Origin of the sequence: Streptomyces sp. NPDC096012, from assembly GCF_040426375.1 — a bacterium.
Lineage (GTDB): Bacteria > Actinomycetota > Actinomycetes > Streptomycetales > Streptomycetaceae > Streptomyces.
This window is the reverse complement of sequence record NZ_JBEOTD010000014.1, coordinates 131,979-152,611: the sequence shown is the minus strand read 5'-3', so window position 1 is coordinate 152,611 and position 20,633 is coordinate 131,979. Positions and strand designations below refer to the sequence as shown.

The 20,633-nt window shown below is 72.9% G+C and carries 24 protein-coding genes; 6 read left to right on the top strand and 18 right to left on the bottom strand.

Annotation, left to right across the window (positions count from 1 at the left end; all coding sequences use genetic code 11):
• Position 1: 1 nt before the first annotated feature.
• Together ABVB68_RS16755 and ABVB68_RS16750 are read right to left on the bottom strand one after the other, a co-directional pair.
• The gene (locus tag ABVB68_RS16755) at positions 2–301 is read right to left on the bottom strand and encodes an MmoB/DmpM family protein (RefSeq protein WP_353601819.1); all 300 of its coding nucleotides are present in this window, start codon (positions 299–301) and stop codon (positions 2–4) included.
• On the bottom strand, positions 298–1,332 hold the full coding sequence (locus ABVB68_RS16750) for a ferritin family protein (RefSeq protein ID WP_353601818.1): 1,035 nt from the start codon (positions 1,330–1,332) through the stop codon (positions 298–300). The genes ABVB68_RS16755 and ABVB68_RS16750 overlap by 4 nt, the downstream gene beginning before the upstream one ends.
• A gap of 152 nt (positions 1,333–1,484) precedes the next feature.
• Between ABVB68_RS16750 and ABVB68_RS16745 the strand changes: the two genes are divergently transcribed.
• Together ABVB68_RS16745 and ABVB68_RS16740 are read left to right on the top strand one after the other, a co-directional pair.
• Positions 1,485–1,913, top strand: a complete 429-nt coding sequence (locus ABVB68_RS16745) for a hypothetical protein (protein WP_353601817.1) — start codon at positions 1,485–1,487, stop codon at positions 1,911–1,913.
• Positions 1,910–2,734, top strand: a complete 825-nt coding sequence (locus ABVB68_RS16740) for an alpha/beta fold hydrolase (RefSeq protein ID WP_353601816.1) — start codon at positions 1,910–1,912, stop codon at positions 2,732–2,734. Before ABVB68_RS16745 ends, ABVB68_RS16740 begins: the two co-directional genes overlap by 4 nt.
• A gap of 27 nt (positions 2,735–2,761) precedes the next feature.
• Here the strand turns inward: ABVB68_RS16740 and ABVB68_RS16735 are convergent, their stop codons facing one another.
• Both ABVB68_RS16735 and ABVB68_RS16730 read right to left on the bottom strand, forming a co-directional pair.
• A complete protein-coding gene (locus tag ABVB68_RS16735) occupies positions 2,762–4,381 on the bottom strand; it encodes an ABC-F family ATP-binding cassette domain-containing protein (RefSeq protein ID WP_353601815.1) in 1,620 nt (539 codons plus the stop codon).
• 104 nt (positions 4,382–4,485) lie between these two features.
• Entirely contained in the window at positions 4,486–5,142 is a 657-nt protein-coding gene (locus ABVB68_RS16730) for a histidine phosphatase family protein (protein WP_353601814.1), read from the bottom strand.
• A 91-nt stretch (positions 5,143–5,233) separates the two neighbouring features.
• Between ABVB68_RS16730 and ABVB68_RS16725 the strand changes: the two genes are divergently transcribed.
• Together ABVB68_RS16725 and ABVB68_RS16720 are read left to right on the top strand one after the other, a co-directional pair.
• On the top strand, positions 5,234–6,751 hold the full coding sequence (locus tag ABVB68_RS16725) for a bifunctional phosphatase PAP2/diacylglycerol kinase family protein (protein ID WP_353601813.1): 1,518 nt from the start codon (positions 5,234–5,236) through the stop codon (positions 6,749–6,751).
• A gap of 124 nt (positions 6,752–6,875) precedes the next feature.
• Positions 6,876–7,700 carry a class I SAM-dependent methyltransferase gene (locus ABVB68_RS16720; protein WP_353601812.1) on the top strand — a complete coding sequence of 275 codons (825 nt, stop codon included), beginning with the start codon at positions 6,876–6,878 and terminating at the stop codon, positions 7,698–7,700.
• 15 nt (positions 7,701–7,715) lie between these two features.
• Here ABVB68_RS16720 and ABVB68_RS16715 read toward each other — a convergent pair whose 3' ends face one another.
• From ABVB68_RS16715 to ABVB68_RS16655, 13 genes are all read right to left on the bottom strand, one after another.
• Positions 7,716–8,006 carry a gas vesicle protein K gene (locus tag ABVB68_RS16715; RefSeq protein ID WP_353601811.1) on the bottom strand — a complete coding sequence of 97 codons (291 nt, stop codon included), beginning with the start codon at positions 8,004–8,006 and terminating at the stop codon, positions 7,716–7,718.
• Positions 8,003–8,191 (bottom strand): gas vesicle protein, encoded by a 189-nt coding sequence (locus tag ABVB68_RS16710; RefSeq protein WP_353601810.1) that lies wholly within the window; start codon positions 8,189–8,191, stop codon positions 8,003–8,005. Before ABVB68_RS16710 ends, ABVB68_RS16715 begins: the two co-directional genes overlap by 4 nt.
• Positions 8,188–8,964: a GvpL/GvpF family gas vesicle protein gene (locus ABVB68_RS16705; protein ID WP_353601809.1), complete on the bottom strand. Its 777-nt coding sequence runs from the start codon at positions 8,962–8,964 to the stop codon at positions 8,188–8,190. The genes ABVB68_RS16710 and ABVB68_RS16705 overlap by 4 nt, the downstream gene beginning before the upstream one ends.
• Positions 8,961–9,305: a gas vesicle protein gene (locus ABVB68_RS16700; RefSeq protein ID WP_353601808.1), complete on the bottom strand. Its 345-nt coding sequence runs from the start codon at positions 9,303–9,305 to the stop codon at positions 8,961–8,963. Before ABVB68_RS16700 ends, ABVB68_RS16705 begins: the two co-directional genes overlap by 4 nt.
• Positions 9,302–10,483 carry an SRPBCC family protein gene (locus tag ABVB68_RS16695; protein ID WP_353601807.1) on the bottom strand — a complete coding sequence of 394 codons (1,182 nt, stop codon included), beginning with the start codon at positions 10,481–10,483 and terminating at the stop codon, positions 9,302–9,304. The genes ABVB68_RS16700 and ABVB68_RS16695 overlap by 4 nt, the downstream gene beginning before the upstream one ends.
• Complete coding sequence (locus tag ABVB68_RS16690; RefSeq protein WP_353601806.1) at positions 10,480–11,154, bottom strand: DNA primase; 675 nt, start codon at positions 11,152–11,154, stop codon at positions 10,480–10,482. Before ABVB68_RS16690 ends, ABVB68_RS16695 begins: the two co-directional genes overlap by 4 nt.
• The gene (locus ABVB68_RS16685) at positions 11,151–11,414 is read right to left on the bottom strand and encodes a gas vesicle protein GvpG (RefSeq protein ID WP_353601805.1); all 264 of its coding nucleotides are present in this window, start codon (positions 11,412–11,414) and stop codon (positions 11,151–11,153) included. The genes ABVB68_RS16690 and ABVB68_RS16685 overlap by 4 nt, the downstream gene beginning before the upstream one ends.
• Before the next feature lie 35 nt (positions 11,415–11,449).
• Positions 11,450–12,220, bottom strand: a complete 771-nt coding sequence (locus ABVB68_RS16680) for a GvpL/GvpF family gas vesicle protein (RefSeq protein ID WP_353601804.1) — start codon at positions 12,218–12,220, stop codon at positions 11,450–11,452.
• Entirely contained in the window at positions 12,217–12,639 is a 423-nt protein-coding gene (locus ABVB68_RS16675; protein WP_353601803.1) for a gas vesicle structural protein GvpA, read from the bottom strand. The genes ABVB68_RS16680 and ABVB68_RS16675 overlap by 4 nt, the downstream gene beginning before the upstream one ends.
• Positions 12,640–12,703: 64 nt before the next feature.
• Positions 12,704–13,114: a gas vesicle protein GvpO gene (locus ABVB68_RS16670; RefSeq protein ID WP_353601802.1), complete on the bottom strand. Its 411-nt coding sequence runs from the start codon at positions 13,112–13,114 to the stop codon at positions 12,704–12,706.
• A gap of 101 nt (positions 13,115–13,215) precedes the next feature.
• Positions 13,216–14,151, bottom strand: a complete 936-nt coding sequence (ligD, locus tag ABVB68_RS16665) for a non-homologous end-joining DNA ligase (protein WP_353601801.1) — start codon at positions 14,149–14,151, stop codon at positions 13,216–13,218.
• Entirely contained in the window at positions 14,151–15,995 is a 1,845-nt protein-coding gene (locus tag ABVB68_RS16660) for a transketolase (protein ID WP_353601800.1), read from the bottom strand. The genes ligD and ABVB68_RS16660 overlap by 1 nt, the downstream gene beginning before the upstream one ends.
• Before the next feature lie 397 nt (positions 15,996–16,392).
• Complete coding sequence (locus ABVB68_RS16655; protein WP_353601799.1) at positions 16,393–17,796, bottom strand: NAD(P)/FAD-dependent oxidoreductase; 1,404 nt, start codon at positions 17,794–17,796, stop codon at positions 16,393–16,395.
• A 562-nt stretch (positions 17,797–18,358) separates the two neighbouring features.
• On the opposite strand from ABVB68_RS16655, the gene ABVB68_RS16650 reads away from it, so the two are divergent.
• The gene (locus ABVB68_RS16650) at positions 18,359–19,315 is read left to right on the top strand and encodes an LLM class F420-dependent oxidoreductase (RefSeq protein ID WP_353601798.1); all 957 of its coding nucleotides are present in this window, start codon (positions 18,359–18,361) and stop codon (positions 19,313–19,315) included.
• 298 nt (positions 19,316–19,613) lie between these two features.
• Here the strand turns inward: ABVB68_RS16650 and ABVB68_RS16645 are convergent, their stop codons facing one another.
• A complete protein-coding gene (locus ABVB68_RS16645; RefSeq protein WP_353601797.1) occupies positions 19,614–20,060 on the bottom strand; it encodes a phage holin family protein in 447 nt (148 codons plus the stop codon).
• Between the two features lie 81 nt (positions 20,061–20,141).
• Between ABVB68_RS16645 and ABVB68_RS16640 the strand changes: the two genes are divergently transcribed.
• On the top strand, positions 20,142–20,489 hold the full coding sequence (locus ABVB68_RS16640) for a VOC family protein (protein ID WP_353601796.1): 348 nt from the start codon (positions 20,142–20,144) through the stop codon (positions 20,487–20,489).
• The last annotated feature ends 144 nt before the right edge of the window (positions 20,490–20,633 follow it).

The window sequence follows — 20,633 nt, the reverse complement described above, 5'->3', positions numbered from 1 at the left end:
CTCAGTGCTCCCACTTGATGACGATCTCGTCGTCGTCCCAGGAGCTGATGTGGCCGAAGTAGGAGACGATCGCCATCTGGAACTCGTGGGTCTCCCACTCCCGGCCCAGCAGGCTCTCCACCGTCGCGCGGCGGATCACCATGGCGCCGGGCGTCTGCACCCGCACCAGGCCCGGCATCTGGCTGACCCGGCTGTCGGGGTTGTCCTGCCGGATGGCGTCCACCACGCGCCGGGTGTCGTCGTCGGCCGCCTGCAGATCCACCCCGACGGAACGGATCTTCCTCGTCTCCGCGGATGTCATCGCGTACTCCCTTTCGTGCCGTCCGCGCCGGCACCGAGGCCGGCGAACCGCCGGGCCACCGCCTCGGCCTCGGAGCGCGTGGCGTCCTCGGCACCGCAGCCGACGAGCGCGTCGACGGCGGCCGCCAGCGCGCACACCGCCTGCGTGGCCCCCGGCAGCCGGTCGTGCACCACCTCGGCCAGCACGGCGCGGTTCACCTCGCCGTGCGAGGCGTCCCCCGCCCACGCCGCGTACAGCGCGTCCAGCCACCGGCGGTGGTCGCCGTACCACGACGTCAGATGCTGGGCGAGCAGGCTGTAGGCACCGGCCCCGCCCAGCAGCGCCGCCTCGTCCAGCGCCCGGTAGAGCACCGGATACAGCAACTGGTCCACCAGATCCAGGCCGACCAGGCCCACCGCCCAGTCCTCCTCGACCAGCAGCTCCTCCGTGGTCCGCCGCAGCCCCTGCAGCTGAGCGCCCTCGACCCACCGCAGCTTCGCGGCGGACAGCGCCTCGTCGCTCCCGCCGGCCAGGGTGATGCCGATCCTGCTGAGCAACTGGGCCAGACCCACCCGGTCGAAGGCGGCGTAGGTCAGGCACTGGGCGACCGGCGCGCCCCAGGCCAGTCGCGCGCCGGCCACCGTGATCAGCTGCGCCCCGGACTCGTAGTGCCGCAGCGGCACCACCACCGTGCCCAGTACGGCACGCCAGCCCTCCGGCAGCCGGGAGAGCAGATCGCGCTTCTCCACGTAGTCCAGCGTCTTGCCGAAACCGTCGTGCAGAGTGGCCCGCGCCGCCACGTACGGCGCGTAGTAGTACTGCCGAGGGTCCGCGAAGGCGTCCGCGTCGGACAGCCGCAGTCGCGAGAACCGCTCGTCGTAGATCTCGCGGTCGGGCGCCCACAGGGGGCGGTAGTGGAAGTTCTCCGTGGGCTGGATGCCGACGGTCCCCTCCTCGTAGCGGCCGGCGGGCCTGTCGCCTTGGCGATCCACGAGAGCCTGGTACGTCTGCCGACGCGGCTCGATCACGTTCTGGCGGAGTTCGTACTGCACTGTCGAACCTCCCTGATGTCGTCCGCGGCTCACTGTGGAAGCTGCCGACCGGCCCGTGGCCGCGCGTTCCGCACAGCGGAACGCGCGCGTCACCGGACGGCCGCGGGCAGCACAGTGGCCCGCGTCAGGTACCACGACGGACAGGGGTGGCGATGACGCCGTTCATGGTGCGGGTGCACCAGGTGGTGACCGGGAGCCCGCACACCGATCACACGCCGGAACTGATGGAGAGCGTTCCGCGCACCATCGGGCAGGGCACCCATGAGCATGTCGAACTACGGGCACTGGCCGAGCAGTTGGTCGCGGAGGCCAACGCCGTCCTCAGCGGCCTGACCGGTGAGCCGATCCGGCTGCAGGACGGGAGCGGCACTCGGGACCAGACGTTCTCCCTCTCCCGCGCCGGCAACTGGGCCACCGTGACGACGTCCTACGACGGCGGTGTGGCCCTCGCCGGGCTGAGCGGCCCGGCCTTCCCGGCACCGCGCAGGGAACTCGCCGGCGAGGACGCCCTCGCCGACCTCATTCTGACGTTGGTCGCCCCCGGGCGCCGCGTCCCCACCACGGCAGGAGCAGTCCGATGAGCACCGGTGCGGAGATCGCGAACACCGTCGTCGCGGGCGGGATCGCGACCAACTACCACGACCAGGGCGACGGCGCGCCCGTCCTGCTGATCCACGGTTCGGGGCCGGGTGTCTCCGCCTGGGCGAACTGGCGCCCCGTCATCCCCGACCTGGGCAAGCGTTTCCGGGTGATCGCCCCCGACATCCTCGGCTTCGGCTACACCGAACGGCCCGAGGGCGTCCGCTACGACATGGACAGCTGGCTCGGTCACCTCACCGGGCTCCTCGACGCCCTGGAGCTGCCCAAGGTCTCCGTGGTCGGCAACAGCTTCGGCGGTGCGCTGGCCCTGCACCTGGCGAGCACCCACCCGGAGCGGGTCGACCGCCTGGTGCTCATGGGAAGCGTGGGCGTGCCCTTCGAGATCACGGAGGGACTCGACGCCGTATGGGGCTACGAGCCCTCGGTGGCCAGCATGCGCAAGCTGCTCGACATCTTCGCCCACGACCGGAGGCTGGCGACGGACGAGCTCGCCGAGCTGCGCTACGAGGCCTCCGTGCGGCCCGGGGTGCACGAGGCCTACTCGGCGATGTTCCCCGCCCCCCGGCAGAACGGGGTGGACGCCATGGCCCTGCCGGAGGACCGCATCAGGGCGATCGGCCAGGAGACGCTGGTCATCCACGGCCGGGACGACCAGATCATCCCGCTGTCCAACTCCGAGCGGCTGGTCCGTCTCATCGAGCGGTCGCAGCTGCACGTGTTCGGGCAGTGCGGCCACTGGGTGCAGATCGAGCACTCGGCGAGGTTCAACCGGCTGGTCGGTGACTTCCTCGCGGAGGGCTGAGACCGCCCCTCGGGGCGCGCGTGCCGGCTACCGGGCCCGTTCCACCCGGCGTTCGTCCCAGACCGGATCCGGGGTCTCGCGGACGCGTCCGTCGCTGCCGAAGACCAGGAAGCGGTCGAAGGAGCGGGCGAACCAGCGGTCGTGGGTGACCGCCAGAACCGTGCCGTCGAAGGCGTCCAGGCCCTCCTGGAGGGCCTCGGCGGACTCCAGGTCGAGGTTGTCGGTGGGCTCGTCCAGCAGCAGTGCGGTGACGCCCTCGAGTTCCAGCAGCAGGATCTGGAAGCGGGCCTGCTGGCCGCCGGAGAGCCGGTCGAAGGACTGCTCGGCCTGCTGCGTCAGCTCGTAGCGGCGCAGCCGGGACATGGCGGCGCCCCGGTCCTGTGCGTGCTCCTTCCACAGGATGTCCAGCAGGGTGCGGCCGTGCAGCTCGGGGTGGGCGTGGGTCTGCGCGAAGTGGCCGGGCACGACCCGCGCGCCGAGCCTGAACGCGCCGGTGTGGGCGACCTCCTGGCCGGCGAGGAGCCGCAGGAAGTGCGACTTGCCGGAGCCGTTGGAGCCGAGGACGGCGACCCGTTCGCCGTAGAAGACCTCCAGGTCGAACGGCTGCATCAGGCCGGTCAGCCCGAGGTTCTCGCAGGTGACGGCGCGCACGCCGGTGCGGCCGCCCTTGAGGCGCATCGTGATGTCCTGCTCGCGGGGCGGCTCCGGGGGCGGGCCCGCCTCCTCGAACTTGCGCAGGCGGGTCTGCGCCGCCTGGTAGCGGGAGGCCAGCTCATGGCTGACCGCGGCCGCCTGACGGAGGTTCAGCACGAGCTTCTTCAGCTGGGCGTGCTTCTCGTCCCAGCGGCGGCGCAGCTCCTCGAACCGGGCGAACCGTTCACGGCGGGCCTCGTGGTAGGTGGCGAAGCCGCCGCCGTGCACCCAGGCGTCCGCGCCGGCCGGTCCGGGTTCGACGGAGACGATCTTCTCGGCGGCGCGGGCGAGGAGTTCGCGGTCGTGGGAGACGAAGAGGACCGTCTTGCGGGTCTCCCTGAGCTGTTCCTCGAGCCAGCGCTTGCCGGGCACGTCGAGGTAGTTGTCCGGCTCGTCCAGCAGCAGTACCTCGTCGGTGCCCCGCAGCAGCGCCTCCAGCACGAGGCGTTTCTGCTCACCGCCCGAGAGGGTGCGCACCTGCCGGAACTGGGCGCGCTCGTACGGCGTGCCGAGTGCGGCGGTGGTGCACATGTCCCACAGGGTCTCGGCCTCGTAGCCGCGCACCTCGGCCCAGTCGGCGAGAGCCTGCGCGTACTTCAGCTGCGCGGCCTCGTCGTCGACGGTCATGATGGCGTGCTCGGCCGCGTCCACCGCCGCGGCCGCCTCGCGGATGCGGGGCGGAGCGACGGACACGAGGAGGTCCCGTACGGTCGTCTCGTCGCGAACGGAGCCCACGAACTGGCGCATCACGCCGAGGCCGCCGCTGACGGTGACGGTGCCGCCGTGCGGTTTCAGCTCGCCGGAGATCAGCCGGAGCAGGGTGGTCTTGCCGGCGCCGTTGGGGCCGACCAGGGCGACGGCGGCGCCTTCGCCGACCCGGAAGGACACGTCCCCGAGCAGGGCCCTCCCATCAGGCAGGTAGTACTCGAGGTGTGCGGCTTCCAGATGTCCCATGGGGCGCATTCTGCGGGCCGGTGCGGACCCGGGGCAAACGCATATCCGGCCCGGCCCCCGGCACCGGCGCCGGGCCGCCTGCCTGCCCCGCCGTGGCCGCCTGCCTACCCCGCCGTGTCCAGCGGCTCCCCCGCCGGGCCGGCCTCACCGGCCGGTTCCACGGTGGCGCCCTGCCAGGACAGGGCTTTCCAGCCGTCCGAGGGGGAGCCTTCCAGGACGACCACGCCGGTGTTCGCCAGGGGGCGGGCGGCGGCGAAGGCCACGTCGACGTTGCCGGCGCGGGCGGCGGTCCACACCCGGATCGCGGCGCCGTGGCTGATCATGGCGACGGTCCGGGCGCCGCTCGCCGCCGCCTCGGCGACCACGGCGTCGTACCGGGCGAGGACCTCCCCGCCGCTCTCCCCGCCGGGAACGCGCAGCTCGGTCTCCCCCTCCGCCCACGCGAACACCGTACGCAGATACCGCTCGCCCTCGGGCGAGTGTCCCGGCCGCATCTCCAGGTCGCCGGCGGACACCTCCCGGATGCCGTCGCGGACGAGCACCCCCAGGCCGCGGGCGGCGGCCAGCGGGGCGGCCGTGAGCCGGGTGCGGGTCAGGGGGGAGGCGTACAGGGCCTCGATGTCCTCGTCACCGAGCGCCTCGGGCAGGGCGGCGGCCTGCGCCTCGCCGAGCGGGGTCAGTCCCGGGCCCGGCTCGGCCGTGTCCAGCAGGTGATCCACGTTGGAGGGGGTCTGGCCGTGGCGGACCAGGAGCAGGCGCATCCGGGCAACCTCCGTCGCAGGGCTTTCGCACCGGTCGGGCACCCGGCGCACGGGGACACAAGAAACGAGCACTTCAGGGTAACCGCACCCCATGACCGCAGACCTTGACCTGACCGCCCTGCAGACCGGCCGCAACGCCCTGCGCGGGCTGCTCCGCCTCGACTCCCGGGTGTTCGAGGCGGCGGCCGCCTGGCACTGGCCAGGCGCCGAGCGGGTGCTGCCCCGGCTGAGCCGCAGCGCGAACCACGGGGTGCTGTGGTCCGCCACGGCCGCCGTGATGGCCGCGAGCCGCACCCCCCGGGGGCGCCGGGCCGCCGTGCGGGGTCTGGCCTCCCTCGGACTGGCCTCACTGACGATCAACACCATCGGCAAGCGCTCGGTGCGCCGGGCCCGGCCGGTGCTGGACCCGGTGCCGCTGGTGCGGCAGCTGAAGCGGCAGCCGATCACGACCTCGTTCCCGTCCGGCCACGCGGCGTCGGCGGCCGCGTTCGCGACGGGGGTCGCGCTGGAGTCGCCGGCGTGGGGCGCCGCGGTGGCGCCGCTGGCGGTCTCGGTGGCGGCGTCCCGCGTGTACACCGGGGTGCACTTCCCGAGCGATGTGCTGGCCGGCGCGGCGCTCGGAGTGGGCGCCGCCTTCCTGGTACGGCGTCTGGTGCCGACCCGGGCGCAGCTGTGGCGGCAGACCCGGTCGCGGGCCGAGGTGCCGTCCCTGGTCGAGGGCGAGGGCCTGGTGATGGTCGCGAACCAGGCCTCGGGCACGTCGGAGCGGGTGCGTGCGCTGCGCGACGCGCTGCCGCAGGCCGAGGTCGTCGAGTGCGCGCCGGAGGAGGTCGAGGACGCGCTGGAGAAGGCGGCGGCCCGGGCGCGGGTGCTGGGGGTGTGCGGTGGCGACGGCACCGTGAACGCGGCCGCCCGGATCGCCCTGAGCCACGGTCTGCCGCTCGCGGTGCTGCCCGGCGGCACCCTCAACCACTTCGCCTACGACCTCGGGGTGGAGGACGAGCGCGATCTGGCCCAGGCGATCCGGCACGGCGAGGCGGTCCGGGTGGACGCCGGCCGGTTCGTCACCGCCGACGGCGACGGGCTGTTCCTGAACACGCTGAGCCTGGGTGTCTACCCGGAGCTGGTGCGTGAGCGGGAGCGCTGGTCGCACCGGATCGGCGGCTGGCCGGCCGGGGTGCTCGGAGCGCTGCGGGTGCTGCGCGCGGACCGGCATCCGCTGGAGGTGGAGGTGAGCGGTGAGCGGCGGCCGCTGTGGCTGCTGTTCGTCGGGAGCGGCGTCTACCACCGCATGGGGCTCACGCCCGGCCGCCGTACCGATCTGGCGGACGGGCTACTGGACGTGCGGGTGGTGCACGGCAGCCGCCGGCCGGCGCTCCGGCTGCTCGCCGCGGCCGTGGCGGGCCCGCTGACCCGCTCGCCCGCGCACGCGGCGGTCCAGGTGAACCGGCTGCGGCTGACGGGCCTCGCGCCCGGCACCCCGCTGGCCTACGACGGCGAGGTCACGGCGGTCTCGGGCGAGGTGTCGCTGGAGAAACTGCCAGAGGCCCTGACGGTCTACCGCCCGCTGCGCACCGACCCCGGACGCCCTGCCCGAACGGCTGACTGACGCACCGCCAGTCCATAGAGCAGAACGCGTATCTCATCATTCGGCATGCCCCCGTACCGTGGGCCGTACCGCCGCGGTGCCGCACCGGTGGCGCCGGGCCGGTACGACGAGAAGGGGCTGAGCCATGCCGGAAGCACGGGAGACCGCCGTCTACACGCACGGGCACCACGAGTCGGTGCTGCGTTCGCACACCTGGCGCACCGCCGCCAACTCCGCGGCCTACCTGCTCGGCTCGCTCAAGCCCCACATGCGGATCCTGGACATCGGATGCGGCCCGGGGACCATCACCGCGGATCTGGCGGAACTCGTCCCCGACGGCCACGTCACCGGCGTCGACCACGCGCCGGGGATCCTGGACCAGGCGCGCGCCACCGCCGCCGCCCGCGGCCTGGGCAACACCGACTTCGCGGTCGCGGACGTCCACGCGCTGGACTTCCCGGACGACACCTTCTGCGTGGTCCACGCCCATCAGGTGCTCCAGCACGTCGGCGACCCGGTGCGGGCGCTGCGCGAGATGCACCGGGTGACGAGACCGGGCGGGTTCATCGCCGTACGGGACGCGGACTACGCGGCGATGACCTGGTACCCGGCGTCCGACGGTCTGGACGACTGGCTGGAGCTGTACGAGCGGGTGGCCCGCGCCAACGGCGGCGAGCCCGACGCCGGACGCCGGCTGAAGGCGTGGGCGCTGGCCGCCGGGATCGGCGACATCACCGCCACCAGCGGCACCTGGACGTTCGCCACTGCCGAGGAGCGGGCCTGGTGGAGCGGCCTGTGGGCGGACCGCACGGTCGCCTCCGCCTACGCCGACCGGGCCACCCGGGGCGGTCACGCGACCGCCGCGGAACTGCGGGCGGTGGCGCGGGCCTGGCGGGACTGGGGCGCACGGGAGGACGGCTGGTTCACCGTCCTGCACGGCGAGATCCTGTGCCGCAAGGCCCGCGCCTGAGGGTGCCGGGCCGGTTCACTCGCGGGGCAGCAGCGGGCCGAGCGGCCCGAGGTCCAGGTTCAGGTCCTCGGGCCCCAGCCCGTAGCGGTCCCTGAGCTCGCCCATCCGGTCCTCCAGGAGCATCAGGGTCAGCCCGATGCGCTCCTCCTGCTCCTCGGACAGCTCGCCGGTGTCGAAGCGGCGTACCGCCTGCCGTTCCATCAGCTGGCGCAGCAGCTCCACCACGGTGAGCACGAGTTTCACCAGGTCCCGCTCGATGGTGTCGGGTTCGAGATCGAGCCGCTTGCGCCGGCTGCTCGCGGTCATGCCGAGTCCTCGAAGGGCGAGGGGACCTGCTCGTTCACCGAGCTGATCAGGGCGTTCAGATCGATGCGCACGAGGTCGACGTCCGCGATGCGCAGCGTCAGGTCGCCCGTGATGACGACTCCGCCGGCCAGCAGCCGGTCGAGCAGATCGACGAGCGCGATCTCACGCCGTTCGACGACGGTCACCGCGGCTCCCCTCCCGATTCCTCTTCCGTGAACGAATAGGCGGCCCAGGGCCCGGTGAGTTCCACCCGGATCCCGGGCACCTCGTCCTTGGTGCAGTCGACCAGCTCCACGAACTCCTCCGAGTTCGCCCGGGTCACCAGGTAGGCGCCGTTGAGCACGTTCTGCCCCGGCGCGGTGGACAGCGCCGCGTTCTGCGGTGCGTGCAGCCGGGAGTCCTCGGCCTGCCGGGCGAGCCGCTCGTGCAGGGACTGCGCGAACGCCTCGGCCCGCTGCCACTTCTCCTCGTGCGCGTGGCTGCGCTCGCGCCGGCTGCGCAGATAGTCCCGGCCGCTGACCGGCTTCGCCGCCGCGGGTGCGGGCCCGGTCTGCTCCGGCTCCGGCTCGACGTAGACCTTCACACCCCACTCCACCCGGCCGGTCAGCCGGTCGAGAGTGCGCCGGAAGCGGTCCTCGCCGGCCTCGATCATCGCGCGGACCCCGCTGCAGTCCCGGAACACGGTCCCGAGCCGCAGCGGCAGCGGAGTGGTGACCGTGGCGAGCGCGTCGATCACGCCCTGGTGGGCGCGGGCGGTCGCGGCCAGCCAGTCCAGGTCCTCCAGGTGGGCCTTGAGGGCCTCCTCGGAGAAGTCGGCCTCCGAGACGTTGCTGACGACCGCGACCAGGCCGTGGTGGTGCAGCACCGCCGGCGGGGCGCCGCCGATGCCGGTGAGCTGGGTCTGCAACGGCAGGTCGAAGGGGCGGCAGACGGCGTAGACGTACCGCAGTCCGGTCATGGTGCCTCCTTCTTCGGCTTGCGGCCCGGTTCCAGCTCCAGCTCCTCCAGCCGGGCCAGGCGTTCGCGCAGCTCGGCGTTCTCGCGGGCGAGCTCGTCCCGGCGGGCTCCGGAGGAGAGGGCCGGGTCCGTCTCCCACCAGTCGATCCCCATCTCCTTGGCCTTGTCCACCGAGGCGACGATGAGCCTCAGCTTGATCGTCAGCAGCTCGATGTCGAGCAGGTTGATCCGGATGTCGCCCGCGATGACGACACCCTTGTCGAGCACCCGCTCCAGGATGTCGGCGAGGTTGGCGCCGCTGCTCTGGCCGTACGGTTCGGGGAACCGGCTGGCAGTCGTCATCGACGGCTCCCGCCCTCGGCGTACTCCGGCTCCTCTTCGTCCTCGTACTCGGCCTCGGGCTCCTCACCCTCCTCGTACTCGGCCTCGGGCTCCTCGCCCTCCTCGGCCTCGTCCTCGTAGGCGCCCTCTTCCTCGTCCTCGTACTCCTCGGGCTCCTCGGGCTCCTCGGACTCCTCGGTCTCGTCCTCGTCCCGGTACCGCTCGGGCTCCGCCTCGCCCTCTTCCTCGTCCTCGTACTCGCCGGCCTCGGCGTCCTCGGGGGCCTCGTCCTCGGACCCCTCGGACTCCTGCTCCTCCTCGGCGACGGCCTCCTCGTGGGTCCGCACCACCTCGCCGTCGCGGATCTCGCCGCGCCAGCCGTCCTCCGCCTCGCCCTTCAAGGTGATGAAGCGGGCGAAGTTCTTCAGGTCCAGCCTGGTCCGGCGGCCCTGGGCGCGCCAGATGTTGCCGGTCTTCTCGAAGAAGCCCGACGGGTAGTACTCGATGACCAGCAGGACCCGGGTGAGGTTCTCCTCCAGCCGGTGGAAGGAGACCACGCCCTTGGTGGTGCCCTTGGCGCCCTCCGACGTCCACTGGATGCGGTAGTCGGGTATCTGCTCGGTCGTCTGCGCCTTCCAGCTGCGGCTGGACCACCAGATCTTCGCCTGCCAGTCGGAGTGGGTGTCGTCGGCGCGGCTGGCGCTCTTGACGCCCTTGGCGAAGGTGCTGAAGCTCTGGTACTGGGTCCACTGGTCGTAGGCGGTGCGCAGCGGCACGCCGACGTCGACGGACTCCAGGATGACGGTGGGCTTGTTGCCCGATCCGCCCTTCTTGCCCTTGCCACCCCCGAGGTTCCTGACCGCGTCCATCACGTTCTCCTTGGCCCGCGAGGCGCCCAGCTCCAGCGCGGAGCGCAGCGGCCCCTTGCCCTCGGCGATCTTGCGGCCGCCCTCGAGCGCGAGCTTGGCGAATCCGGGGCTGTTGCCCTCGGCTATGTCGTTGAGCTTGTTGGTGGTCTCGCCCAGCTTGCGGCCGAGGCCGGTGAGCATCTTCGTGGCCTGCGCGGCCAGGAACTCCTGCGCCTCCGACTTCAGCCGGTCGGCGGCCTCGCTGTGCGCGAGGTCGGTCAGCGGATTGTCCTTGGCCCCACCCGCGGCCTTGCCGGCCGCGGAGGTGGCCGATCCGACGGTCTCGCTCATCGGTCATCGCCACCCTTCGCGTCCCCGGACCCGGCGCCGCGGGCGGCACCGCCGGCCGCGGCGGTCTTCTTCGCGGCCGTCTTGCGGGCCGCGCTCGTCTTCTTGGCCGCCGCCTTCTTGGCCGGAGCCTTGTCGGCCGCCTTCTTGGCCGGGGCCTTGGCCACGCCCTTCTTGGCGGGGGCCTTCTTGGCCACCCTCTTCCGGGGCGGGCCGTCACCGCGGTCCCGGTCGTCGTCCTCGCGGCCGGACCGCTGCCCGCGGCCGCTCCGCTCCTCGCCGGTGTCCTCGTCGTCCCCGGCCTCGTCCCGCGGCTCGCCCTCGTCCTCGTTCTCGTCGTCGCCGAGATCGGGCGCCACCCCGGACAGCTCGTCACGCATCTGGGCGGTACGGCCGTGCAGCCGGTCGGCGAGCGTGTTCATCTGCCGCTCGACCATGGCCCCGGAGGCGGCCTTGCCGACACCCCGCAGGTCCTGGCGCAACTGGTCCCCGATCTCCTTGAACTGGGGGTTGTTCTTCAGCTGCTGGCTCACCACGTCCGCGATCATCTTGGGACTGAGGTTGAGCTTCTTGCCCGCCACCAGGGAGCCGACGGCGAGCGCCAGTTTCAGCTTCTTGGTACGTCCCAGCAGGTATCCGGCCCCTACGGCGAGGCCCAGTGTCGTTCGGTTCATCGTCCCGTCCCGTTGCCTGTGGTGTCGCCGGAGCCCAGGGCCGTCTCCAGCCGGTCGAGCAGTTCGTCCTCCTGCCGGTCGAACTCCTCCTCGGTGATCTCGCCCGCCTCCAACCGCTCTTCGAGACGGGCGAGTTCGGCCCGGACGGTGGCGGGGTCGTAGTAGATGCGTTCCGCCTCTTGGAGTACCTGCCTGATGGCCCACGCACTGCCTCGCACGGGCGCGAAGGGCAGCATCAGCACTTCGCCGATCAGTCCCACGGTCTTCTCCTTCCGTTCCGTCCGGGCCCGGAGCGCTACTGCACGCCGGCGTCCGCGCCGGCCGCGCTGCCCGCGGGCTCGGCGGGGCCTGGCTCCACGAAGCTGTAGGGCGGCAGCGGACCGTTCACACGCAGGTCCAGGTGGGCGTGGCTCTTGCGGACCTGCTCGACGGCGGCCAGGAAGTCCTCGGCCGAGTCCCGGGCCACCAGGAAGGACACGTTGAGCAGCCAGCCGGTGGACTCGGGGCCGACGCTGAGCGCCGTGGCGGCCGGCGCCAGCAGGCCCTGCACCTCGTTCGCGTCCGCCGACTCCCTGGCCTTGACCCCGGCCGCGACCATCTCGCCCAGTCGGATCTTGTCGTCGTAACTGCCCCCGTTGGAGCGCCGGTTGGCCTCGGCGAGGTTGCGCACCTCGGCGTTCTCGGCCATCACCAGGTGCAGCACGGCCTCCTCGACGTGGGAGGCCTTGACGTTGTACTCGACCTTCCCGTCCAGCTCCCGCAGCCGTTCCAGGTAGTGCTCCGCCCGTTCGGTGAGGACCTGGGTGACGGAGTCGTCGTCGGGGGCGACGCTGCCGAAGCGCATCGGCAGGACACAGCCGGCCGCACCGGTCTCGGCGAGCAGGTTCTGGTGCGCGAGCAGGTCACGGCGCTTGGGGCGCAGGCCCTCGGGGGCGTCGCTGACCACGGCGGTCAGCTCACCGGCGGTGAGGAGGCGCACCGGGAGGGGCGGCTCGCCCACGCCCGTCATGCCCTCCGGGAGCGCCGGGTGCGACCGGGCGGTGATCCCGTAGACGTACGTGCTCACTCCTGCTCCTCCTTACGGCGCGCGGGGGCCTTGCGGGCACGCGGCCGCGACTCCCCCTGCCCTTCCTGACGGGCCTGGCTGAAGGCGTCGGATATGGTCTCGGCGGCGCCGGACAGCGCGCCCTTCGACTTGCCGCGGGCACCGGACTCGGTGACCTCGCCGACGATCTCGGGCAGGCCCGGGCTCTTGTTCGGGCCGGACTCCAGGTCGAGGCGGTTGCACGCCTCGGCGAAGCGCAGATAGGTGTCGACGCTGGCCACGACGACCCGGACGTCGATCTTCAGGATCTCGATGCCGACCAGGGAGACACGTACGAACGCGTCGATGACGAGCCCCCTGTCGAGGACCAGCTCAAGTACGTCGTAGAGGCCGCTGCTGCCGCCTCCGCCTCCGGTCTGCTGTGCCGGGACTACGGTCATGCCGGACATTCCTCCTCGTACGTGGTCGGTTCGCGGTCTTGCGGACGGCCCTTCGGGCGGTGGCCTAACGGCCCCCGCGCTGGTCGGCCCTTCCGCGCTCGTAGCGGCGGACGCGGCGGTAACCGGTCAGCTGCCCCTCGTGGTCGAGTTCGACCTGGTAGCTGGCCATCAGGCTCATCGTGTCGGGCACCCTCTCCAGTTCGAGGACCTCGACCTCCAGCGCCCACCCGCCCTCGGTCTGCCCGAACGAGGACACCGAATCCGGTGTCAGACCGGTGAGTTCCGCGAGCTGGGCGCGTGCCTGGCGCAACACCTCCATGGGTGCCGGACGGCGGTTCTCCGCCGCGGACGTGCCCTTCGCGCTCGCGCTCTGTGACTTCTCGGTCTCCCGTGGCTCTTCTGATTCCCGTGACTGGTGGGAATCCTGTGAATCACGAGAGTTTTGTGTCTTGGATGTGTTGTTCGTGTTCGTCATGGCCACCTCTCCCCTGCGTGTGGCCGCCATGCCCTTGGCCAAACCTTTGGGAGTCAACGCATGCCCCGAGCCGGCCGTCGTGCCTGGTGGCAGCGGATGTGTCAGCCGGCCTGTGCTGCGAGGCGCCGTCGGGCGGGCTTCAGGGACCGGCCACGGCTCGGGACACCGGCCCAGGGGTCCGTCCGTGCCTGGTCCACCGCGTCGGCGATGGTCCAGTGCCGGGCATCGACGCCGGGATCGTCCACCTGTTCCCAGGCTAGGGGCACAGCGACGGGCGCGCCCGGCAGGGGGCGGACGGTGTACGGGGCGACGGCGGTCTGCGCGTAGGCGTTTCGCTGCACGTCCAGGTAGAGCCGGTCGCCGCGCTCGCTCTTGCGGGCGGCGGTGGTGAGCCGGTCCGGGTGCCGGGACGCGGCGTGCTCGGCGACGTCGTGGGCGAATCGCCGTACGGTGTCGAAGTCCTCGCGGCCGTCGAGCGGCACGACGAGGTGCAGCCCGCGTGAGCCCGTCGTCATCGGCGCCACGGGCAGTCCCAGCTCGTCCAGCAGCTCCCGCAGCCATCCGGCGGCCTGCCGCACCGCGCCGAAGTCGTCGCCGGCCGGGTCGAGGTCGAAGACCAGCCGGTCGGGGTGGTCCGGGCCGGCGGCGCGATCGGTGCGGGAGAGCCAGCGGTGCAGGGTGATGCAGGCCTGGTCGGCGAGGTAGAGCAGGGTGGCGGTGTCGTCGCACACGACGTGCGTGACCGTGCCGCCCTCCTTGGCGACCTCGACGCGCTTGATCCACTCCGGATAGTGCTCCGGTGTGTTCTTCTGCATGAACCGCGGCCCGTCCAGGCCGTCCGGATACCTCTCCAGCATCAGGGGACGGCCGCGCAGGTGCGGCAGCAGGTACGGCGCGACGGCCCGGTAGTAGTCGGCGAGGTCGCCCTTGGTGTACTCCTTGGCCGTCCCGCGGCCGGGGAAGAGGACCTTCCCCGGCCGCTGGATGCGCACCGTGCGGCGGCCCACCCGGACCGTCCGCACGTCGCCCTGACTCATCACACGACCGCCTCCTCCACCAGCAGCTTCGCCGCCGCGGCGATGCCCGCGGCGTCGATGCCGGCCGCGTGCAGCTGCTCGTCGGGCGCCGCGGAGCCCGGCATGGTGCGCACCGCGAGCCGGACCAGGCGGGGTACCGGTCGGCCGTCGCCGAAGGCCTCCGCGACGGCGTCCCCGAGGCCGCCCTCCGGATGGTGGTCCTCGACGGTGAGCAAGCAGCCGGTCTCCTCGGCGGCCCGGCGCAGCGTCTCGGCGTCCACGGGCTTCACCGAGTACAGGTCGACGACCCGCACCCGGACACCGGCCTCGGCGAGCCGGTCGGCGGCGGCCAGCGCCTCGGGCACGGTCACCCCGGCGGCGACGACGGTCAGCCGGTCGTCCTCCGAGGAGCGCAGCGTCTTGCTGCCCCCCACCGGGAACTCCTCGTCGGGGCCGTAGATCACCGGTGACGCGCCGCGGGAGGTGCGCAGATAGCGGACGCCGTCGAGGCCGGCCATGGTCGCGACCAGCTTGGCCGTCTGGTTGGCGTCGCACGGGTAGAGCACGGTCGAGTCGTACACGGCGCGGAACATCGCCAGGTCCTCCAGGCCCATCTGCGAGGGCCCGTCCTGCCCGATGGCGACACCGGCGTGCGAGCCGACCAGGTTGATCCCGGAGCCGCTGATGGAGGCCATGCGCACGAAGTCGTAGGCCCGGCTGAGGAACGCGGCGAACGTGCACGCGTACGGCACCCAGCCGCGGGCCGCGATGCCGACGGCGGCGGCGACGAGCTGCTGCTCGGCGATGTAGCACTCGAAGTACCGGTCGGGGTGGGCCTTGGCGAACTCCTCGGTCCTGGTGGAGTCGCCGACCTCGCCGTCCAGCGCGACGACGTCGCCGCGGGCGCCGCCGAGCGCGGCGAGGGCCTTGCCGAAGGCGTCCCGGGTGGCGACCTCGTCCCCCTGGTCGTAGCGCGGCAGCTGCAGGCTCTCGGTGGTGACCGAGCGCACCGCGGCGGCGGCCGGGGGCTCGCTGGCCCGGACGCGCAGGTCGCGCGGTCCGCCGAGTTCGGCGATGGCCTCCTCGGCATCGGGCAGCGGCTTGCCGTGCATTCCCTCGCGGTCCTCGACGGCGGCGACGCCCTTGCCCTTGAGGGTGCGGGCGAGGATCGCGGTGGGCTGGCCGGTGGTGGACAGCGCCTCGCCGTACGCCCGGTCGATCTTGTCGACGTCGTGGCCGTCGATCTCGATGGTGTGCCAGCCGAAGGCCTGGAAACGCCGGGCGTAGGCGTCCAGGTCGTGACCGTGCCGGGTGGGTCCGCGCTGTCCGAGGCGGTTGACGTCGACGATCGTGATCAGGTTGTCCAGGTTCTCGTGTCCGGCGTGTTCGGCGGCCTCCCACACCGAGCCCTCGGCCAGTTCGCTGTCGCCGCACAGCACCCACACCCGGTACCCGGTGCGGTCCAGCCGCTTCCCGGCGAGCGCGATACCGACCCCGACCGGCAGGCCCTGGCCGAGGGAGCCGGTGGCCGTCTCCACCCAGGGCAGGCGCCGGGGCGTCGGATGTCCTTCCAGCCGGCTGCCGAGCTTGCGGAAGGTGAGCAGTTCGCCGTCCTCGATGGCGCCGGCCGCCTTGTACACGGAGTACAGCAACGGCGACGCGTGTCCCTTGGAGAGCACGAGGCGGTCGTTGGCGGGGTGCTCGGGGCGTTCGAAGTCGTAGCGCAGATGGTTCGCCAGCAGGACTGCCATCAGGTCGGCCGCGGACATCGAGGACGTGGGATGCCCGGACTCCGCGGCGGCGGACGCCCGCACGCTGTCCACGCGCAGCTGCTGTCCCAGTTCGGCGAGTTCGGCACTGTTCATGAGTTTCCTCGGTCTCCTTGCACAGAGTCGGTCTGTTGGGTGCGGTCCGCGGGGTCAGGGGCGTCGGAGCGCCTGACGGGACCGGGGGCGGGGTGTCCGGGGGCGGGGTGCGCGGATTCGGGACGCCGGGGGGAAGGGTGTTCCCGGCCGCTCTCGGCCGCACCTGTGCCGGGCTGGTCGCGCGCCGGTTCCCCGCCGGGCCGGCGCTTGGCGGGCTCCCCACCCGGCTGGTTCCTCGCGGGCTCCCCACCCGGCTGGTTCCTCGCGGGCTCCCCACCCGGCTGGTTCCTCGCGGGCTCTCCGCCCGGCTGGATCTCGGCCGTCTCCCGGCCCGGCTGGTTTCTCGCGGTGTGCGCGGTGTGCTCGGTGTGCGCGCTCCTACGGCTCGGCTGTTTCGTCATGGGCTCGTCTCCTTGCCGTCGCGACCGGCGCCGGACCCCGGAGGTGGCCCGGAAGTCGCGCCCTCCTCTGACTGCTTCCCCGGCCCGGCCGGACCACCGGGTACCCGCGCCAGTTCCGGGGAGGCCGTGTCCAGGGGCACCGACCACGCCCGCAGGAGGCCCAACTGGACTCCCTGGCGCGGCAGTACGCTGTCCAGCAGCCAGTCGGCGACGACCCGGACGCGGTTGCCCGGCAGCGCGGCCAGGTGGTATCCGCGGGTGACCGCGCCGGCCACCGGCCCGGACAACGGGATGCCGAGCGGATTGGCGGCGGCCCGGACGCCGCCCAGGTCCACGGCGAAGCCGAGGTCGCGGTGGCGGTACGGGCGCCGACGCCGGCCGAGGCCGAGCGAGGCGGCCACGTTCTCCCCGGCCACCCGGCCCTGCCGCCACGCGTGCTGGGCCGTCATGGACGTGAACTCGCCGGGACGCCGCAGGTCCGGAACGGCGGCCGCGTCACCGCAGGCGAAGACCTCCGGGCGGCCCGGCATCCGCAGGAAGGGGTCGACGATCAGCCGGCCGCGCTCCAGCGGCTGCCCGACGGCCTCCACCAGCGGATCGGGCCGTACGCCCACGCACCACACCAGGGTCCTGGACGCGACGAACTCGCCGTCGGTGAGCAGCACCCCGTCATGGGTGGCCTCCTTCACCGAGGTTTCCGTCCGGACCTCCACGCCCCGCGCCCGCAGCACCCGGTCCGCCGTGCGCGACAGCCGCCGGTCCAGCTCAGGCAGCACGCGCGGCGCCACGTCCAGCAGGATCCAGCGGGGCCGCAGCCCGCCGGGGAGCGGAATGCGGCGGGCCAGTTCGTCGGTGAACATCTGCATGTGCGCGGCCACCTCGGTACCGGTGTAGCCGGCGCCGACCACGACGAAGGTGCACCGGGCGGCGCTGGTCGCCGTGTCGTCGCCCGCCGCGGCCAGCTCCACCTGGCGGGTGACGTGGTCCCGCAGATACAGCGCTTCGGGCAGTCCGCGGAACCCGTGCGCGTGCTCGGCGATACCCGGGATCGGCAGCAGCTTGTTGACGCTGCCGACGGCGAGCACCAGCCGGTCGTAGCCGAGGGTGCCCGTGCCGCCCTCGGGGTCGGTGTAGTGGACGGCGTGGCCGTCCAGGTCCACGCGGTCCGCCTCACCGAGCACCAGCCGCACCCCGCGCAGGGTGCCGGGCAGCGAGACGGTGACCCTGCGGGCCTCCAGGACACCCGCGGCGACCTGGGGCAGCAGCGGCAGGTACAGGAAGTAGTCGGTCGGGTTCAGCAGCGTGATGTCGGCCCGGTCACGGGTGAGACGGGCCAGGGTGCGAGCGGCCCGGTACCCGGCGAAACCGGCGCCGACGACCACGACGTGAGGTCGGCTCACGGGGCGCCTCCGGCGGTGTGGCTCGTCCGAGGCATTCCGCGTAACCGGGGCGGCAGCACCCAAACGCCGGGCGGGTCACCCGTACGCCGGTGGGAGCACCCGAACGCGCCCGGTGAGCGGCCACCGGAGGCGCGCGCCGGTGTCCGCCGGGAGCTACGCCCACCCGATGTGCGCGCCGGCGGCGGCCGGGAGCCACGTCCACCCGAAGCGGGCGCCGACGCCCACCGGGAGCCACGTCCACCCGAAGCGGGCGCCGGTGCCGGCCGGGAGCCACGCCCACCCGATGTGCGCGCCGCCGGCGGCGGCGCGCTGGCGGCGGCCGGGAGCCACGTCCCTGCATGTCCGCGCCGACGCCGGCGCCGGTGCTGCGTTCACTGCGCCCATCGACGTCGGCCGGGCACTGTCGGGCACTGGCCGTCGGTCGGGCACTGGTCGTCGGTGCACGGCGGTCCGCGGGCGCCTGCGGACACCGTCCGGAACGGCGTTTCGCCCGGAAGCCGCCGGTTACCCGCCCGGGGACCCGTTTCCCCGCAGTCCAGCAGCCCGCGCGGAGGTTCCGCCCATGCCCGAGTACGGCTATTTCCTGGCGAGCGAGGAGCACGACCCCGCCGGCCTCGTCGAGCAGGCCCGGATGGCCGAGCAGGCCGGCTTCCAGGCGCTGTGGATCTCCGACCACTTCCACCCGTGGAACGACGCGCAGGGGCAGAGTCCGTTCGTGTGGTCGGTGATCGGCGCGCTGTCGGAGGCCGTGTCGCTGCCCATCGAGACCGCGGTGACCTGCCCGACCGTGCGGATGCATCCGGCGGTGGTGGCACAGGCCGCGGCGACGAGTGCCGTGATGACCGGCGGCCGCTTCCGGCTCGGCGTCGGCACGGGCGAGGCGCTGAACGAGCACATCCTCGGCGACCGGTGGCCGCCGCTGCACGTGCGGCTGGAGATGCTGGAGGAATCGATCCAGGTGATGCGCCGGCTGTTCAGCGGTGAGGAGGTCAACCACCACGGCACGCACTACACCGTGGAGAACGCCCGCCTCTACACCGTCCCCGACGCACCGGTGCCGATCGACGTCTCCGGGTTCGGGCCGAAGGCCACGTCGCTGGCGGCCCGGGTCGGCGACGGCTACATCACGATGATGCCGCGGGAGGACATGGTCACGCAGTTCCGCAAGGGCGGCGGCGGGACCAATCTGGTGAGCGGCGGCATGAAGGTCTGTTACGGCACCGACCGGGACGCGTGCGTCCGTACGGTGCGCGAGCTCTGGTACAACGAGCTGCTGCCCGGCGAGATGGGCCAGGTGCTGCCCACGCCGCGGCACTTCGAGCAGGTGCGGGAACTGGTCACCGAGGACATGGTGCGTCAGAAGGTGGTGTGCGGCGACGAAGTCGACCAGCACGTGGCCGGGCTGAAGGCGTTCGCCGACGCCGGGTTCGACCGGGTGTACGTGAATCAGATCGGGCCGGACCAGCGGGGGTTCTTCGACTTCTACCGCACGAAGGTGCTGCCGCAGCTCGGCGGATGAGGGGTGTGGGGTGCCGGCCGTTGCCGGGCGGTTGCCGGGTGCGGACGGCGTGGGCCGGTTGCGCAGTTCCCCGCGCCCCTCGGGCTGGTTGCCGCGCTGGCGATCAAAGGGGCTCCTGGAACGGTGGGGCGCTCGGGTGCGGGTGACGTGTGGCCGGGCGCGCAGTTCCCCGCGTTCCTTCGGGGCTCTCGTTCGTCCCCGCGGCCCTTAGGGGCTCTCTTCGGGGGGCGAAGTCGGCTGGTGGCAGGGGTGTGCCCCCGGCCCGCTTCATTGTGGGGCCGGGGGCACATGGGGGGGGTCAGGCCCGGTGGCGCGAGTCCTCCGGGTGGGTGTCCGGCCTGGCCGGGGCGTCGGGCGGCATCGGCGGGTACGGCATGCCGAGGCCGCTCGGCGGGGCGGCCGGCGCGCTGCCGCCGATCACGTGCTGCGGAGCGCGCGGGGTGCTGTGCCCGTGTCCCTGCCGGGCGGCGCCGCGCAGCAGGTAGGCCGCCGCGCCGAGGATCGCCGCGGTGATCAGTGCGGCCGCCCAGCCGGGCAGCCCGATGGCCAGGGCGAGGCCCACCGCGAGCGCCACCGCGGCGCCAGCGTAGAGGGCGGCCGCGCCGGAGGCGGCGTAGAGCGTGGCGGTGCGGCGCTGCTTGCGGGACTGCTCGCGCAGTTCGTCGCGTACCGTCTCGCGTGCCACCTGTGCCAGCTCTTCGACAAGGTGCTTGTCCAGATGTTCCAGGTGATCCAAACGGTCCATGCCTTGCGGGTACCCTGCGGACACCGTCGGTAACGCCGAGCCCGCTGCGCCGTGCGGGTCGCCCCAACTAGGCTCGGCCGCATGGAGATTATGGGCGCCTCGCTGCGCATCTGCGTCGACGACCTCGAAGCCGTGATTCCTTTCTACGAGCGTCTGGCGGGCGGCAGAGCCCTGCGCTTCGACCGCGGCGGCGTCCAGGTCGCCGCGGTCGGCTCCTTCCTCCTGATGAGCGGCCCCGAGCAGGAACTGGAGATCCTGCGCAAGGTGACGGCGACGATCGCCGTGCAGGACGTGGACGAGGCCCACCGGCTGCTGGCGGAGCTCGGCGCCCGCATCGTCGCCGGGCCGGTGGCGACGCCGGGGGGCCGCAACCTGCTGGCCGTGCACCCGGACGGCTCGGTCTTCGAGTACGTGGACCAGCGGGGTTGAGCCGGCCGGGCCGAGTACGAACGTGCGTCGGCTGGGCTGAGCTGGCCGAACTCGGGCCCCCACTCCACTGGCTGGGCTGAACCGCCCGAACTCGGGCCCCCACTCCACCGGCTGGGCTGTACCGCCCGAACTCCGGCCCGCACT